16 protein-coding genes and 2 pseudogenes are annotated in these 14,803 nt (G+C 67.1%); 13 read left to right on the forward strand and 5 right to left on the reverse strand.

Features of this window, described 5'->3' with window-relative positions:
- The first annotated feature begins 8 nt into the window (after positions 1-8).
- A complete protein-coding gene (locus ACQPYR_RS19500) occupies positions 9-986 on the forward strand; it encodes a helix-turn-helix transcriptional regulator (RefSeq protein WP_433634186.1) in 978 nt (325 codons plus the stop codon).
- A gap of 50 nt (positions 987-1,036) precedes the next feature.
- On the opposite strand, the gene ACQPYR_RS19505 is transcribed toward ACQPYR_RS19500, so the two are convergent.
- Positions 1,037-1,237 carry a Gfo/Idh/MocA family oxidoreductase gene (locus ACQPYR_RS19505; protein ID WP_433634190.1) on the reverse strand — a complete coding sequence of 67 codons (201 nt, stop codon included), beginning with the start codon at positions 1,235-1,237 and terminating at the stop codon, positions 1,037-1,039.
- On the opposite strand from ACQPYR_RS19505, the pseudogene ACQPYR_RS19510 reads away from it, so the two are divergent.
- Positions 1,233-1,591, forward strand: a pseudogene (locus tag ACQPYR_RS19510) (Tn3 family transposase); the annotation flags it as partial. The gene ACQPYR_RS19505 and the pseudogene ACQPYR_RS19510 sit on opposite strands and share 5 nt — an antisense overlap.
- A 15-nt stretch (positions 1,592-1,606) precedes the next feature.
- Here the strand turns inward: ACQPYR_RS19510 and ACQPYR_RS19515 are convergent.
- Entirely contained in the window at positions 1,607-2,497 is an 891-nt protein-coding gene (locus ACQPYR_RS19515; RefSeq protein WP_433634193.1) for a helix-turn-helix transcriptional regulator, read from the reverse strand.
- A 101-nt stretch (positions 2,498-2,598) separates the two neighbouring features.
- Between ACQPYR_RS19515 and ACQPYR_RS19520 the strand changes: the two genes are divergently transcribed.
- The 9 genes and pseudogenes from ACQPYR_RS19520 to ACQPYR_RS19560 all read left to right on the forward strand — a co-directional run.
- Positions 2,599-4,002 carry an MFS transporter gene (locus tag ACQPYR_RS19520; RefSeq protein WP_433634196.1) on the forward strand — a complete coding sequence of 468 codons (1,404 nt, stop codon included), beginning with the start codon at positions 2,599-2,601 and terminating at the stop codon, positions 4,000-4,002.
- Positions 3,999-4,307 (forward strand): DUF2255 family protein, encoded by a 309-nt coding sequence (locus ACQPYR_RS19525; protein ID WP_433634198.1) that lies wholly within the window; start codon positions 3,999-4,001, stop codon positions 4,305-4,307. The genes ACQPYR_RS19520 and ACQPYR_RS19525 overlap by 4 nt, the downstream gene beginning before the upstream one ends.
- A gap of 17 nt (positions 4,308-4,324) precedes the next feature.
- The gene (locus ACQPYR_RS19530; protein WP_433634200.1) at positions 4,325-4,723 is read left to right on the forward strand and encodes a (R)-mandelonitrile lyase; all 399 of its coding nucleotides are present in this window, start codon (positions 4,325-4,327) and stop codon (positions 4,721-4,723) included.
- Positions 4,724-4,799: 76 nt separating this feature from the next.
- Entirely contained in the window at positions 4,800-5,657 is an 858-nt protein-coding gene (locus ACQPYR_RS19535) for an aldo/keto reductase (protein ID WP_433635187.1), read from the forward strand.
- 1,279 nt (positions 5,658-6,936) lie between these two features.
- Entirely contained in the window at positions 6,937-7,887 is a 951-nt protein-coding gene (locus tag ACQPYR_RS19540) for a hypothetical protein (RefSeq protein WP_433634202.1), read from the forward strand.
- Positions 7,888-7,953: 66 nt separating this feature from the next.
- Positions 7,954-8,328: a Tn3 family transposase gene (locus ACQPYR_RS19545; RefSeq protein WP_433635188.1), complete on the forward strand. Its 375-nt coding sequence runs from the start codon at positions 7,954-7,956 to the stop codon at positions 8,326-8,328.
- An 83-nt stretch (positions 8,329-8,411) separates the two neighbouring features.
- Positions 8,412-9,596: an NAD(P)/FAD-dependent oxidoreductase gene (locus tag ACQPYR_RS19550; RefSeq protein WP_433634206.1), complete on the forward strand. Its 1,185-nt coding sequence runs from the start codon at positions 8,412-8,414 to the stop codon at positions 9,594-9,596.
- Positions 9,593-10,489 carry an RNA polymerase sigma factor SigJ gene (gene sigJ / locus ACQPYR_RS19555; RefSeq protein ID WP_433634208.1) on the forward strand — a complete coding sequence of 299 codons (897 nt, stop codon included), beginning with the start codon at positions 9,593-9,595 and terminating at the stop codon, positions 10,487-10,489. The genes ACQPYR_RS19550 and sigJ overlap by 4 nt, the downstream gene beginning before the upstream one ends.
- A gap of 50 nt (positions 10,490-10,539) precedes the next feature.
- Positions 10,540-10,920 (forward strand): annotated as a pseudogene (locus tag ACQPYR_RS19560) (recombinase family protein); the annotation flags it as partial.
- Positions 10,921-11,039: 119 nt separating this feature from the next.
- Here the strand turns inward: ACQPYR_RS19560 and ACQPYR_RS19565 are convergent.
- From ACQPYR_RS19565 to ACQPYR_RS19575, 3 genes are all read right to left on the reverse strand, one after another.
- Positions 11,040-12,185, reverse strand: a complete 1,146-nt coding sequence (locus tag ACQPYR_RS19565) for an RNA polymerase sigma factor (protein WP_433634210.1) — start codon at positions 12,183-12,185, stop codon at positions 11,040-11,042.
- Between the two features lie 6 nt (positions 12,186-12,191).
- A complete protein-coding gene (locus tag ACQPYR_RS19570) occupies positions 12,192-12,599 on the reverse strand; it encodes a YciI family protein (protein WP_433634212.1) in 408 nt (135 codons plus the stop codon).
- A 117-nt stretch (positions 12,600-12,716) separates the two neighbouring features.
- The gene (locus tag ACQPYR_RS19575; protein WP_433634214.1) at positions 12,717-13,214 is read right to left on the reverse strand and encodes a pyridoxamine 5'-phosphate oxidase family protein; all 498 of its coding nucleotides are present in this window, start codon (positions 13,212-13,214) and stop codon (positions 12,717-12,719) included.
- 196 nt (positions 13,215-13,410) lie between these two features.
- On the opposite strand from ACQPYR_RS19575, the gene ACQPYR_RS19580 reads away from it, so the two are divergent.
- Together ACQPYR_RS19580 and ACQPYR_RS19585 are read left to right on the forward strand one after the other, a co-directional pair.
- On the forward strand, positions 13,411-14,055 hold the full coding sequence (locus ACQPYR_RS19580; protein WP_433634216.1) for a maltokinase N-terminal cap-like domain-containing protein: 645 nt from the start codon (positions 13,411-13,413) through the stop codon (positions 14,053-14,055).
- Positions 14,052-14,750 carry a hypothetical protein gene (locus tag ACQPYR_RS19585; protein ID WP_433634219.1) on the forward strand — a complete coding sequence of 233 codons (699 nt, stop codon included), beginning with the start codon at positions 14,052-14,054 and terminating at the stop codon, positions 14,748-14,750. The genes ACQPYR_RS19580 and ACQPYR_RS19585 overlap by 4 nt, the downstream gene beginning before the upstream one ends.
- Positions 14,751-14,803: the final 53 nt, after the last annotated feature.

Genomic DNA, 14,803 nt, shown 5'->3' on the forward strand with positions numbered 1-14,803 from the left:
TGGGCGACATGGACGTGGAGCGGGGTACGACGGAGCGGGTGCTCACCCTGCTCGGGCTGCTGCAGCAACGCCAGGTCTGGACCGGCCCCGAACTTGCCGAGCGGCTCGGGGTCACGCCGCGCACGGTACGGCGCGATGTCGAGCGCCTGCGCACTCTCGGCTATCCGGTGCATGCCAGCCAGGGTGTCGGCGGCGGCTACCAGCTCGGCGCGGGGCAGGACCTGCCCCCGCTACTGCTCGACGACCAGGAGGCGATCGTCACCGCTGTCTCACTACTCGTCGGCGCGGGTGGCGCGATCGCCAGCGCAGGCGACGCAGCACTGCGGGCGCTGACCAAGCTCGACCGGGTGCTGCCCGCCCGGTTGCGGCACGAGGTGCGCGCGCTCTCCGGCTCCGTCGAATCCTTCGGCGGCGGCCGCACGCCGGTCGACCCCGCGGTGCTCATGATGCTGGCCAGAGCCTGCCGCGACGAGGTCGAGGCCGGCTTCGACTACCCGTCCGGAAACGAGGTGCGGCGGCGGCAGGTCGAGCCCTACCGTCTGGTCGCCTCCGACCGGCGCTGGTACCTGCTCGCCTACGACCTCGATCGCGATGACTGGCGCAGCTTCCGCGTCGACAAGATGACCGAGGTGTCGGCACGGACCTGGCGCTTCCGCCCGCGCCCGGCGCCCGACGCAGCGACCTACGTGCAGGAGAGTGTGGCGAGCCGGGTTTACCCGCACCAGGCGCGCTTCCTCGTGCACGCCTCGGGCGACACCGTGCGTGCGCAGATTCCAGCGTCGGCGGCCGTCGTACGACCGCGAGGAAACGAGCGCTGCGAGGTACTCGGTGGCGCCGAAAACCTCGACGCCGTGCTCATGCACATAGTTCTACTGGGGCACGACTTCGAGGTACTCGACCCGCCAGAGCTCAGGAGGCGCTGTCGCGTGCTGGCGCAGCGACTGCTGTCGGCCGGTGCAACGATGCCGGACGTGGAGAACTCGTAAGCCGCGACCATCGCCAAGATGGGTGCAGCACAAGGCAATACGGCACGGCGTCACCAGCTTGCCCCGGTGGCCTGTGCGACCCGGTCGCGCCAATGGTCGGCCTCGGTCAGCTCACCCGCTTCGTCCGCGTCGACGCCCAGCGGCCACTCGGACACGACATGCTTGCCGGCGGCGAGCGCTTCCCTGATCACGGCGGCATGCCCGGAAGCCTTCACCGACACGACGACCAAATCGACCTCAGGGAGCCGCATCGCCCGTCAGCTGAACAAGGGCGAATCGCTGCATGGCTGCGCCGCGACCTGCTCTACGCCCACGAGGGCACCATCCGGGCCCGCCAGCTCGAAGGCCAGACCGAGCAAGCGTGGTGCCCGACCTTGGCCACGAACGCTGTGATCGCCTGGACCACAGAGTATTACGGGCTCGCGATCGAGCAGATGCGCCGCGAGGGCCGGCGCATCGACGACGACGTGCTGTCCCACATCAGCCCGGCGCACAGCGAGAACATCAACTTCATCGGCGCCATCGAGGTCGACATCGACGCCGAACTCGCTCAGCTCGGGCCGACGGGATATCGGCCGCTGCGGGTGCGTGACACGCTGTTCTGAGCGGCTCCGCTCGCCTCAGTTTCGGGGTCGGTTCGTGGTTTCGGTCGTTTCGGGGCTGGCGACGGCGTGTTCGGTGGCGGCCCAGGTGGCGAGCAGGGCGAGGTTGTCGGCTGATGCGGTGGCGGGTTCGGCGGTGTAGGCGGTGAGGATCAGTCCGGGTGCTGCGACGAGTTCCATGGAGTCGTAGGCGAGTTCGAGGTCACCGACGACGGGATGGTGGAAGATTTTGACCCCGCCGCGGTGGATGCGGACATCATGGGCGGCCCAGCGGGTCCGGAAGACTTCGCTGTGGGTGGCCAGTTCCCCGATGAGGGCGGTGAGGTCGGGATCATCGGGGTAACGGCCGGTTTCGGCGCGCAGCAGTGCGACCGCAACAGCGAGGGCGCCGTCGTAATCGGGGTAATAGTCGCCGGCGCGGGGGTCGAGGAAGTCGAAGCGGGCGATGTTGGCGCGGTGCGCGGGATTGTCGAGTACCGGTGAGTAGAGGGCGCGTCCGAGCTGGTTGCCGGCCAGGATGTCGAGGCGGCCGTTGCGGACGAACGCGGCAGTACCGGTCATGGAGTCCATCACCCGCTGCACACTCGCCGGTACCTGGGTCTTGGCGCGGCGCCGGGGCGTGCGGGCGGGTTTGGCGGTGCGGGCGAGGTTGAACAGGTGCTCGCGTTCGGCGTCGGTGAGTTGCAGCGCGCGGGCGACGGCGTCGAGCACGTCATCGGAGACCCCACTGATGTGGCCTTTCTCGAGCCGGATGTACCAGTCGGTGCTGACTCCGGCGAGCACGGCGACTTCTTCGCGGCGCAGCCCGGGAACGCGGCGCCGACCGCCCGCGGGCAAGCCGACTTGTTCGGGGGTGAGCTTGGCCCGCCGTGTTGCCAGGAAGTCTCTGATCTCGGCTCGGTTGTCCACGACCTCCACCGTACGAGGCGGCCGGGGAAATGGGAGGTCGAATCACTACCCCCTATAACGCGACCTGTCACCCGGGCGTGAACCGCGGTTACCTGGATGTCGTGACCGTGACCCCCGCTGCGATGCGCCCGCCGATGACACCGGTGGGTGCACACATGCCCGAGCCGGTTTCCGATGCTCGTCATGCACGATCGGCGCTGGCGGCGGCACTGCTCGGCTTCTTTGTCATCACCTTGGACGCGGTCGCGGTGAACGTGACACTGCCCGCGATCCGCGCCGACCTCGGAGGGGGCGTGGCTGGGCTGCAATGGGTGGTCGACGGCTACACTCTGATGTTTGCTGCACTGTTACTGACAGCCGGGTCGGTGAGCGACCGTGTCGGTGCTCGCCGCGCGTTCTCGGCCGGAATGGTGGTGTTCGTGCTGGCTTCGATCGCGTGCGGTCTCGCCCCGTCCCTGCCGGTGCTGGTCGGATCGCGGTTCGTGCAGGGCGCGGCGGCCGCGTCGATGATGCCGGCGTCGATGGCTCTGCTCCGCCAGGGATTTCCCGATCCGGCGGCTCGTGCGCGTGCGGTCGCGCTGTGGGCGATGGGCGGGGCGGTCGCCTCCTCGGCGGGCCCCGTCCTGGGCGGCATGCTCACCATGGTCGATTGGCGGTTGATCTTCTTTCTCAACGTGCCCGTCGGCGCGCTGGCGTTACTGCTGGTGGCGCGCACTGAGGTGAGCCCGCGGCGGCCGGTGCCGTTGGACCCGGTCGGGCAGCTCACCGGCGTCGTCGCCATGGCGGCCTTGACGTTCGCGGCGATCGAGTCCGGTGCCCGTGGGTTCGGCTCGCCGATGGTACTGGGGGCATTCGCGCTCGCTGCCGTCGCGCTGACCGGCTTCGTCGTTGCGCAGCGCCGGGTCGCGTCTCCGATGCTGCCGCGGGGCCTGTTCGCGTCCCCCACGGTGGTGATCACCGTGGTCACCGGGTTCGCGTTCATGGTCGGCTACTACGGGTTGCCGTTCGTGATCAGCTTGTATTTGCAGCAGCACCGTGGCCTGTCCGCGTGGCAGACAGGGCTGGTGTTCGTGCCGATGATGCTCATCGGGGCCGCGCTGACCCCGTTCTCGGCGCGTTTTCCCCGCAAGCCGATCATCGTCACCGGGCTCGCCTTGATGGCCGTCGGCCTGGCCGTCCTCGGCGTGGCCGCCGCGTCGATCCCGCTGTGGGGGCTGGCCGGACTGATGATGCTCGTCGGACTAGGCGGCCCGACTGTGTCACCACCGGCGACCGCGGTGCTGCTCGACGCGGTACCCGCCACGCAAGCCGGAGTCGCCGCCGGGGTTTTCAACACCAGCCGTCAGGTCGGCGGCGCGCTCGCGGTGGCCGTGTTCGGTGGACTGCTTACCCACCCCGACACCTTCGCCGCAGGCGTGCGCACCAGCCTGCTCATCGCCGCGGCCGTTCTCGCCGCTACTGCAGCGCTTGCCCTGTTGGTGCCCTCGATGAAGGAGAACTCGTGACCGAAACCCACTGGACACCAGCCGAACTCGCCCACATCGGTGACACCGAGGAGATCCGGATCAGCACCGGCCGCGACGACGGCACACTGCGGGCGTTCGTGCCGATCTGGATCGTCGCCGCCGACGGGAACCTGTATGTGCGCTCCTACCGCGGCCTCGACGGCGCCTGGTATCGGCACGCCCGACACCATCCCGCAGGCCGCCTCCGCACTGACGGCACCGACCGGAGCGCCATGACCGTCGCCAAAAAAGGTCTTCGGCGACTGAAGACCTCAACCACGCCCACCCCACCATCCGATCCCTGACGACCAGGAGCACGACCATGGAGCTTTTCCCGAAACCGCCCACCACCAAGGGACCCGCCGAAATGTTCACCGGTGACGTCTGGTTCGACACCCTCTTCCGCGGCGAAGCACCCTCGAAGGCCCGCCTCAACGCCGTGCACTTCTCGCCCTGCGCCCGTACCGCCTGGCACAGCCACGGCGTCGGCCAAACACTGCACGTCACCGAGGGCACCGGCCTGGTCGTCACCCGCGACGGCCGCGTCATCGTCATGCGCCCCGGCGACACCGTCTGGACCCCACCCGGAGAAGAGCACTGGCACGGCGCGGTCGCCGACGAGTTCATGACCCATCTGGCCCTGTGGGAAGGCGACGACGTCACCTGGCTCGAACAGGTCACCGACGCCGACTACCACCATGCCCAACCCAGCGGCCAGTGAACGACCCCCGCGACCACCAGTCGGCGGCACCCGAACCCAGCCATGACCTCGCCACGCGAAACGAAGGAGTAGAGCCATCATGATCATGCAAGAGACCTACGCACTGTCCAACGGCGTACGCATCCCGAAGCTGGGCTTGGGTACCTGGTTCATCGACGACGATGCCGCCGCCGACGCGGTGCGTACGGCCGTCGCGCTCGGCTACCGCAATATCGACACCGCGCAGGCCTACGGTAACGAACGAGGCGTCGGCGAGGGGGTCCGCACCAGCGGCATCGCGCGCGAGGACCTGTTCGTGTCCACCAAGCTCGCGGCCGAGATCAAAGACTACGACGCCGCGACCGCCGCGATCGACGGCTCACTGGACACGTTGGGGCTCGACCACATCGATCTGATGCTGATCCACAGCCCACAGCCCTGGAACGACTTCCGCGGCGGCGACTACGCCCAAGGCAACCGGGAAGCATGGCGCGCGCTCGAACACGCCTACCAGGCAGGCAAACTCGCCTCGATCGGCGTCTCCAACTTCGAACAACACGACCTCGACAACATTCTCGCTGCCTGTACCGTAGCGCCGCAGGTGAACCAGCTACTTGTGCATGCGGGCAACACCCCGGCCGAGCTCATCGCCTACTGCGACAGCAAGAGCATTCTCGTGGAAGCGTATTCGCCTATCGCGCACGGTGAGATCCTGAAGAACCCGGACGTGCAGGCGATGGCCGACCGGTACGACGTGTCCGTCCCACAGCTTTGCATCCGCTACACCCTGCAACTGGGCACTGTGTCGCTGCCCAAGACCGCCAACCCCGAACACATGCGCAGCAACGCCCAGGTCGACTTCGAGATTGCCGACCACGACATGGACGTACTACGAACCCTGCGAGCCCGCGACTACGGCGACCACAGCGTATTCCCCGTCTACAGCGGCAAATGACACATCCCGACCAAGGCTGGGACGCACCGGCAGTCCCGGCGTCGGCCCGGCGGTCCATCCCGCCGGACTCCGATACTCCGGTCCGGTCGCGGACCGCGATCGACCGGCTGATCTCCCGGCGCGATGTGCACGTGCGGGAGAAGACGCTGTGGCGGATACTGTACGAAACCTGCGCTCGCACAGAGGAACTGCTCCAGCTCAACATCGAAGACCTCGACCTGGCTGCACGGTTGTGCCTGGTGAAATCCAAGGGCGCCCGGCCGCGCACTCGCCGCCGCGGTGCCGCCCACGCCGAACACGTCCTCGAGACCGTGTACCGGGACGCCAGCACCGCCCGGCTGATCAAGGACCGCACCGCGGGCCCGTTGTTCGTGACCCACCGCCGACCCGGCCCCGGGAAAGTACCTCGCCGACCGCGACATGTGCCCCGACACCGGCTCGGCTCGGCTGTCCTACGACCAGGCCCGCGAACTGCTCGACGACGCCACTACCGTCAACGGCCCGGGAACCGGGTGGGACCTGCACGAACTCCGGGCTCACCCATCTCGGCGAGGCCGGCGCGAGCCTGCTGGAGTTGACGGCCAAGTCCCGGCACCGCAAGGCGGAGAACCTTCGCCGCAACTTCAAGCCGTCACCGCAGGCGATGCGCGAACTCACCAGCCTGATCGGCCCGGGCGCCGATCGCCTTCGGTGACCTGACCTGCGATTACCCGAACTTCGTTGGTTTCTGCGCGATTACTACCTGGACCTCTACCAGACCACTACGCCATATCCGCCCGATTTTCGGCCGATACTACGGCGACCCCGTTCTCGTCGAACACCGCGTCCGGCAGCACCTGGTTCGAGAATCCGTACTGACTCGTTCGCGAAGTGAGCCGAGGTACCCAGTTTTTCATTGGTTCCGTTGGTAATTCGTTTCGTATGTACAAACCAAACGAAAACGAAACTCTGGCAGGCGGATTGCTAGGCTTCACCGATGTATGACCCCCGATAATGTTCACTTATCGGGGGTCAGATCCAATGGGTTGGGGGGCGAAGCGCTTGGGGAGCCACAGATTTAGTTTCGTGTGAATACGTTAGGTTCACACGAAACCAACGCTACGATTCTGCGGTGTCCAACGTTTGCAACTACCCCGGATGTGCTCGACCGATTACGCGCGGGGGCGGGCCGGGGCGGCCCTCGGAATACTGTGATCACCCGGAGCACACGCGGTGGCGCGCTTGGCGGGAACGGCAACGGCAGCAACAGGAATCGCAGACACCGGCGGCTGCCGTCACTGTGACGCAACAGGGTCCGGTGACGGTGGCTCGGTTGCGCGCCGATGAACTGCTCACCCAGTTCCGTGGACTGGCAGATCAATTGGGGAACACGCTCAATGCGGCGGTGGCCGAGCTGTCCACGCTTGCGGATCCGGCGATCGCCGAGGCGCAGGTGCAGGCCGTGCAGGCCGATGCGGCACGGCGCATCGCCGAGGCCGAGGTCGCCACGGTGGCCGCGGATCAGGCGCGCCGCGAAGCGGAAGACGCGCGCGCGGCCGCGGAATCGGCCGCCGACGATGCGGCCGACGCGGCCGAACATGCGGAATCGCTAGTGGCCGAAGCGGATACGGCGCGGTCGGATGCATTGCGTGAGGTCGAACGGGTCACCAAACAGGCCGCCGACGATGTCTTCGCGGCACGCAGCGAAGCCGATGCCGAAATCCGCACCATCCGCCGCGAAGCGGCCGACGATGTGGAACGCGCGCGGCAGCAGGCCACCGAGGATGTGGAACTGGCGCGCCGGAAGGCGACGACCGAAATCGAACAGATCCGCCGCGAGTCCGCCCAGCAGATCACCGCGGCCGGTGCCGAACGCGATCTGGCAGTACAGCGGGCGGCCGATGCCGAGCGCGCCATCGAACGCGCCGAACAGGCCGTGGCCGAACGCAACCAGGCCGTCGCGGAGGCGCGCGATGAACTGAACCGACTGCGCGAGGAACTGGATCGCACGCGCAGTGAACTCGTCGAGGTGCGCCGCACGGCAAGTGCGGAGGTCGCTGCGGTGCGTGCCGAATCGGCGGCCGCACTCGATCAGGCACGGCGCGAAGCCGCGGAACGGTTGGCCACGCTGGACGACGCCCGCGCCCAAACCCTGGCCCGCGCCGAACGCGCCGAACGCCAGCTCGACCATATGGTCGCCGAATTCCGCCAGAGCCGAACCGGATCGGCGTCCGATGGCGCTCCCGGATAGGGGTGCCGGTAAGAATCGCGTCACCAGCCGCAAGGCAGGGCCAGCGCCGGAGTTCCACCGGTAAGGATCGAACTCGGCCGTACCCAGAAGACGGTGTTTCTGGCCCGCTACCTGCGGTCGAGAGGACTTCAGCGGGAGATCAACGACGGGTTGAACGTGATCGAGTCGTGGAACTGCGCGAACTCGATCATCTTCTACGGCAAGAACTCCGAGCTCGCGTCCAACCGGCGCGACGAGCAGGAGATGAGTGTGGTGTGCCTGCGGATCTGCCAGGCCGCCATGGTCTACGTCGACACCCTGATGATCCAGGACGTCCTCGCCGATCCGGATTGGGACGGTGTGCTCACCGCCGAGGACGAGCGCGGCCTGACCCCGCTGTTCTGGTTGCAAGTATTGCCGTACGGCGAGGTCGAACTCACCCGCCTTGCTCTCGGCGGATGACTCCGACTCTCTCCATCGAGTGTGAGTGGCGCACGTCACGTCGCATCGTGTCATGTTTCGGTGATCCGCGGTGTCTCGAGGGCATGACTCAACACAACACACACCACAAGGTCGTCGTTATCGGCGGCGGCTATGCCGGCACAGTCGCGGCCAATCATCTGCGGCTGCGCACCGACGTCGATATCACGCTTGTGAATCCCCGCCCGAGGTTTGTCGATCGAGTCCGGTTGCACCAGTTGGTGGCCGGTACCGGCGATGCGACGGTCGATTACGGCACGCTGCTGGGGGAGGGCATCGAGCTGGTGGTCGACAGCGCCATGCGCATCGACACCGCCGCCCGCGCGGTGCGGCTGGCGTCGGGGGGCGCGCTGGATTACGACCATGTCATCTACGCGGTCGGCAGCACCGCGGCGACTCCGTCGGTGCCCGGCGCCGCCGAGTTCGCCTACCCCATCGCTGAATTCGAGTCCGCGCAACGGCTGCACGCCAGGCTGACGGAGTTGCCCCCCGCTGCTCCGATCACCGTGGTCGGCGGCGGAGCAACCGGTATCGAGACGGCCGCTGAACTGGCCGAACAAGGTCGCATGGTCACCCTGGTGTGTGGCGGATGCCTGATGCCGTCACTGAGTGCACCCGGCCGCCGCTATGTCGCCAAGTGGATGTCGCGCCACGGTGTCGGTGTGCTCGAGGCCAGCAGGGTGACCGAGGTTCGGCCCGATGCGGTCGTTTTTGCCGACGGTGAGGTGCGTCCGAGCGCACTCACCATCTGGACGACAGGTTTCGGCGTGCCGAAACTGGCGGCCGACAGCGGGCTGCGCACCGATACACTCGGCCGGTTGCTCACCGACGAGACACTGACGAGCATCGACGACGAGCGCATCGTGGCGACCGGCGACGCCGCTGCACCGTCGGGACAACCGCCGCGGATGAGTGGCCAGGGGGCGGGGCCGCTCGGAGCTCAGGCCGCCAACACCGTGCTGAGCCATATCGCGGGCACCGAACCCGCGTCGATTGACCTGGCGCTGCTGGGAACCTGCGTCAGCCTCGGCCGCCGCGCCGGGATCCGACAGCTCGCGCGCAAAGATGACATCGCGATCAACCTGTACATCGGCGGCCGCGCGGGCGCGAGAATCAAAGAGATGACTTGCAAGATAGGGGTAAGCAAGATCCGCCGCGAGGCCCGCAAACCGGGTTCGCTGGCCTGGCTCGAGGGCGGCCCACGTCCCGAACAATCGGCCTCCACCGCACAATTGATCAGGTCCGCATGACAACCGACGAGCACGCCGAGCGTTTCACCCTGCTGCGGCCGCTGCTGTTCACGATCGTCTACGAAATCCTCGGCTCGGCAACCGAAACCGATGACGTGCTGCAAGACAGCTACCTGCGATGGGCAGAAGTGGACCTGACGACCGTACGCGACACCAAGTCGTACCTGGCGCGGCTGGTGACCCGTCAAGCGCTCAACTCCGTGCGCGCCAGCACTCGCCGTCGCGAGGACTACATCGGCCCGTGGCTACCCGAACCACTGCTGGTCGACGAGCACGACGCATCGGCGGATATGGTGCTCGCCGAGTCGGTGTCGATGGCGATGCTCGTGCTGCTGGAAACCCTCACTCCACACGAGCGCGCGGTGTTCGTGCTGCGCGAGGTGTTCGGCTTCGACTATGACGAGATCGCAACAGCGGTGGGCAAATCCGTGATGACAGTGCGCCAGGTGGCCCACCGTGCGCGCTCCCACGTGCACGCGCGGCGTAGACGCTTCGAGCCCGTTGACGCAGCCGAGATCGCGCACATCACCGAACAGTTCATGACAGCGGCGACCACCGGCGACACAGTCGGGCTACTCTCGCTCCTCGCTCCCGAGGTCACCTGGACCGCCGACAGCGGTGGCAAGGCCACCGCGGCGCGCCGACCGGTGGTGGGCGCGGAGAAGGTGGCCGCGGTCCTCATGAATTTGTTCCACACCAGGCGGATGACGTCGGACATGCGGATAGAGGTGGTCAATTACAACACCATGCCCGCGATGGTCGCCTACCGCGGCAATCTCCTCGAAGGAGTCTTCCTGATCGAGATCTGCAACGGGAAGATCACCAACCTCTACGCCATCCGTAACCCGGACAAACTCACCACGGTGACGGTCCCGCGCCGGATCAGCCGGTAAAGGCCCAAAGTGTTGCGCTTCGCGGTGAGGCTGCAGACACGACCAAGTTCGACCGCTTCGCCCGCAACATGGCCGAGGTCGGCGAGATCCTCACCGGCCTGCGCAAGCGCGAAGTGTTGTTCGGGCTCGGCAGCTCGATCTACGACTGGCACGACCCGTTCGGCAAATTGTTCGTGCAAACCCTGGCCATGGTCGCCGAATTCGAAGCCAACCTGAACCACCTGCGTACCCGCGAGGGCATCGCCAAGGCCCGCGCGAAGGGGCGCCTCGAGGGCAAGCTGCCGAAACTGGCTCTCGCAGCACGCAAAACGATGCACCGCCGCTATCACGACCCCGATGACGACGCGAGCCTGGCCGACCTCGCCGAGGAACACAGCGTCGGTCGCTCGAACATCCACCGCATCGTCAGTGGCACCGCCCCGCACGCCTAGAACCTCTTGCGGCTGGTGACACGTTCCTTACCAGTACCCCGGATAGGGGCAATCAAACGGGCACCCGTCGTCAGTGCCTTTGTCCGGGTACCGATTCGGATCGACAGGTGTTGCGGCTCTCAACTGTGCAACTGCGCATTGAGTCGTGCGGCCTGTCGCGTGAGGTGGTCGCGTTCGGGCAGGCTGGACGCCGAGCGGGCAGCTTCGCTGTAGAGCCGTGCCGCGGTTACCGGGTCACCGTCATGTTCGTGCAGGTACGCCGCGACGGCGGCGTAGCGAGGCAGGGCGGGATCGAGCTCGGCCAAGGCGGCCAAGCCGGCCCGCGGGCCGTCGGCCTCACCGACCGCGACGGCCCGGTTGAGGCGGGCCACCGGGCTGTCGGTGAGGCGCACCAGTTCGTCGTACCACTCGACGATCTGCACCCAGTCGGTTTCCTCGGCCGTCGGGGCATCGGCGTGCAGCGCGGCGATGGCGGCTTGGGCCTGGAACTCCCCGAGACGGTCGCGCGTGAGGGCTGCCTGGAGGACCTCGACGCCCTCGGCGATCAGACGGGTGTTCCACAGACTGCGGTCCTGCTCGGCAAGAGGTACGAGCCTGCCGTCGGGGCCGATCCGTGCCGGGCGCCGCGCGTGGTGCAGCAGCATCAGCGCGAGCAGGCCCGCGACCTCCTCATGGTGGGTCTTGGCCGCCAGCTGGCGAGTCAGCCGGATCGCTTCGCCGGCGAGATCGACATCACCGGAATAGCCTTCGTTGAAGACCAGGTAGAGCACGCGCAGCACCGTGGCGACATCACCGGGCTGGTTAAACCGGACGCCCGAGACGGTCCGCTTGGCCCTGCTGATCCGCTGGGCCATGGTGGCCTCCGGCACGAGGTAGGCCTGCGCGATCTGACGTGTGGTCAGGCCGCCGACCGCACGTAGCGTGAGTGCGACGGCCGAAGCCGGTGTCAACGATGGGTGTGCGCACAGGAAGTACAGCTGCAACGTGTCGTCCACCGCCTCGCCCGGGCCGGGCACGGGCTCGGCCTCGACGAGCACCTCACGCCGCTGCCTGGAGGGATCGGCACGGGCGGCGTCGAGGAACTTGCGCCAGCCCGCAGTGACCAACCAGCCCTTGGGATCCCGCGGTGGATCATCCGGCCACACCCGCACCGCTTCGACCAGGGCGTCCTGCACGGCATCCTCGGCCGCCGCGAAGTCGGCTCCGCGACGGACGAGAATCCCGATCACCGTGGGGGTGAGGGATCGCAGCAGGACCTCATCCACCGTCCGTCACTCCGTGATGGTCGCGCACGCGGTCAGGAACGGGCGCAACTCGAGCCACTCGTGGATCGGCTTCCCACCCGCCCCCGGTGCCGCGGACAACTCGCCGGCCAGCTCCAGCGCCCGCTCGTAGGTCTCGACATCGATCACCATCCAACCGGCGATCAGGTCCTTGGTCTCCGCGAACGGGCCGTCGGTGACCGGCGGTCGCCCCTCGCCGTCGTAGCGGACGAACGTGCCCTCCGGGGCCAGCTCCTGACTGTCGACGAACTCGCCGGTGGCCTCGAGCCGCGCGGCGAAGTCCTGCATGTACTGCACGTGGGCCGAAACCTCCTCCGGCGTCCACTGGTCCATCGGCACGTCGTTTGCCGGCGCCGGTGCACCTCGGTAGTGCTTGAGCAGTAGGTATTTGGCCATCGTGTTCTCCTTGGTACGGTACGGCCCATTCTGGCCGTGTTCACGTCGTGGACGTAGCGGCGGACGCATTCTCGACATCCCACCGCGAAATTTTCTGGCGGACTTCGAAAACTGCGCTCAGGCGCGCTGACGCTCCTCCCGCTGCCGCACCAGCTCCTCGACCGCGCTCGGCAGAGTCGTCTCGAAGTCGATCAGCTTCGCCCACGTCGGGGTCACCACGATCCGGACCATGCCGTCGTAGAGCGAACGCACCTCCGCCTCCCAATGAACCCGCTGCTCGGGCGTCATCTCGTAGCTGCCGTTCATCTGGAGATACTCGTCCGGGATGCCATCGACAAGGTCCAACTCGGCCCGGCCGCGGATGAGCAAGATCTTGGGCGGGTGCACTTCGGTATCGACCGTCATGGCAACCATTGGATTCTCGCGCAGGGCCGGGAGCTTGGGGGCGTTCTTCGACGTGCACATGACGATCTGCGAACCATTCCAGGTGAACGCGATCGGGACATTGCGGGGTGTGCCGTCCTTGGCGACGTAGGCCAAACGGGTCAGGTCGCGAGCCAACAGTTCTCGGCTGATCGGTCGGTTCAGAACTTCGGTGATCTCGTTCGGTTGCATGGTTATCCCTCTCATTGTCGTCTTCTCGGTCGCCCCAGCGGCCCATCGTGGCCGCTGGTGTCCCTGGGACGGAGTCGGCGCCACATTCTCGACATTCGGAACCATGCTGAGTTCTGGGTCCTGGGTCCGCCTCCGGTACGCCCACACTCCCAAGCCGCGTGAAACCTGCACTCGCCGTTGAAGGATAGGGTGCCCCATGGCTGTTATTCACCGCACGACCATGTCGCCCAGCAAGCTCGAACTGCTTACCGCCTGGTTGCCGACTCGGCCGTGGTATCGAGACGGCGGGCCCGCGCCGCGGCTGAGCAAGGCCGGTGGCTTCCGGCTCGACGATCCGGCGGGTGCGGTCGGCATCGAATTCGTGCTCGTGAACGATGACGCTGGACCGGAACCCATCACCTACCACGTGCCGTTGACCTACCGCGGCGTACCACTCGACGATGCCGATGACGCTCTCGTCGGCACCTCGATGCACGGTGTGCTCGGACAGCGCTGGATCTACGACGCGACCCGGGATCCGGTGGCGATCGCTCAGATCGTCGCGCTGCTGGGCGGGCAGGCGCAACCGCAAGCGCAGGGCATGAGTGACACACCGGATCCCTCCGTTGTCTCGGTCGGCGAGTTCGCCTCCACTGCAACGGAATTCCGCTCAGCTATCGATACCCCGACCCACACCGCCATCGCCGTCGACAGTGATCGAAGTGTTCGGGTCGAGCGGGTACTGCGTCCCGAGCCTCCCACACCGGCTTCCGACCAGACCGATGCCGTCCGAGTATCCGTGCCATGGCAGATCGGCGACGGTTCCACCGTGCGCGGTGTGGTCCTGGCGATCAGCGCATGACCGCACCCGAGCAGCGGTGGTGGTCCTGGACGGTGATACGTCCTCGACTACTGCTCGCATTCGGGCTGATCGCGCTCGCGGCCACCACCATCGGAGTCGTGGACGCGACGCGGACCGCGGGCGACCGGTCGGCCTACGAGCGCGAAGACCATGCGCTGAACCCAGCCCGCGTCACCGATGCCGTCGTCCACGGGGGAGTGACGCGGTCGGCGACCTACCGACTCGAGGTCGACACCGGCATCGAGCGGCACCTCGACTTCCCCTCCGACAACACGATCCTCGCGGCAGCGACACCCGGATCGGCTGTCGAACTGGAGATTTGGCGCGATCACGTCGTCGCGGTGCGCTGGAACGAGATCCGCGCCGAAACGGTCGACGCCCCGACGGCGGATTTCGGCACCGCGATCGGTGCCTCGCTCATGGGATTCGGCTGTGCGCTGCTCGGGTTCGGCGGCTGGCTCGTCGAGTGGAACCGTCGAGCATGGCGGCCGATGGTAGAAGCCGCGCTGGTCGCGGCGCTCTGCGAGGGATTCGTGGTGATCGTCGCGGGCTGGTTGCTGCTGCGAGACCCGTTGCGCGAGAACCTGCTCGCCCGACACGTGCCGCTGATGCTCGTGGCCGCAACGGTGCTCGCTTGCGGTATCGCAATGCTGGTACACCGGCGCAATGCACCACGACACGCTCAGTCGGCGTAGAAATATCGCGACCCGAAAGCAAACACCCGGTTATCCGCGTCCAGGGCCCATAC

Source organism: Nocardia sp. CA-120079 (genome assembly GCF_050955745.1).
Classification (GTDB): Bacteria; Actinomycetota; Actinomycetes; order Mycobacteriales; family Mycobacteriaceae; genus Nocardia.

Bases quoted from the DNA above. Each gene is read 5' to 3' on its own strand.
- ACQPYR_RS19500 (WP_433634186.1), top strand. From the start codon at position 9: ATGGACGTGGAGCGGGGTACGACGGAGCGGGTGCTCACCCTGCTCGGG.
- ACQPYR_RS19505 (WP_433634190.1), bottom strand. From the start codon at position 1,237: ATGCGGCTCCCTGAGGTCGATTTGGTCGTCGTGTCGGTGAAGGCTTCC.
- ACQPYR_RS19530 (WP_433634200.1), top strand. From the start codon at position 4,325: ATGGAGCTTTTCCCGAAACCGCCCACCACCAAGGGACCCGCCGAAATG.
- ACQPYR_RS19550 (WP_433634206.1), top strand. From the start codon at position 8,412: ATGACTCAACACAACACACACCACAAGGTCGTCGTTATCGGCGGCGGC.
- sigJ (WP_433634208.1), top strand. From the start codon at position 9,593: ATGACAACCGACGAGCACGCCGAGCGTTTCACCCTGCTGCGGCCGCTG.
- ACQPYR_RS19570 (WP_433634212.1), bottom strand. From the start codon at position 12,599: ATGGCCAAATACCTACTGCTCAAGCACTACCGAGGTGCACCGGCGCCG.
- ACQPYR_RS19575 (WP_433634214.1), bottom strand. From the start codon at position 13,214: ATGCAACCGAACGAGATCACCGAAGTTCTGAACCGACCGATCAGCCGA.
- ACQPYR_RS19580 (WP_433634216.1), top strand. From the start codon at position 13,411: ATGGCTGTTATTCACCGCACGACCATGTCGCCCAGCAAGCTCGAACTG.
- ACQPYR_RS19585 (WP_433634219.1), top strand. From the start codon at position 14,052: ATGACCGCACCCGAGCAGCGGTGGTGGTCCTGGACGGTGATACGTCCT.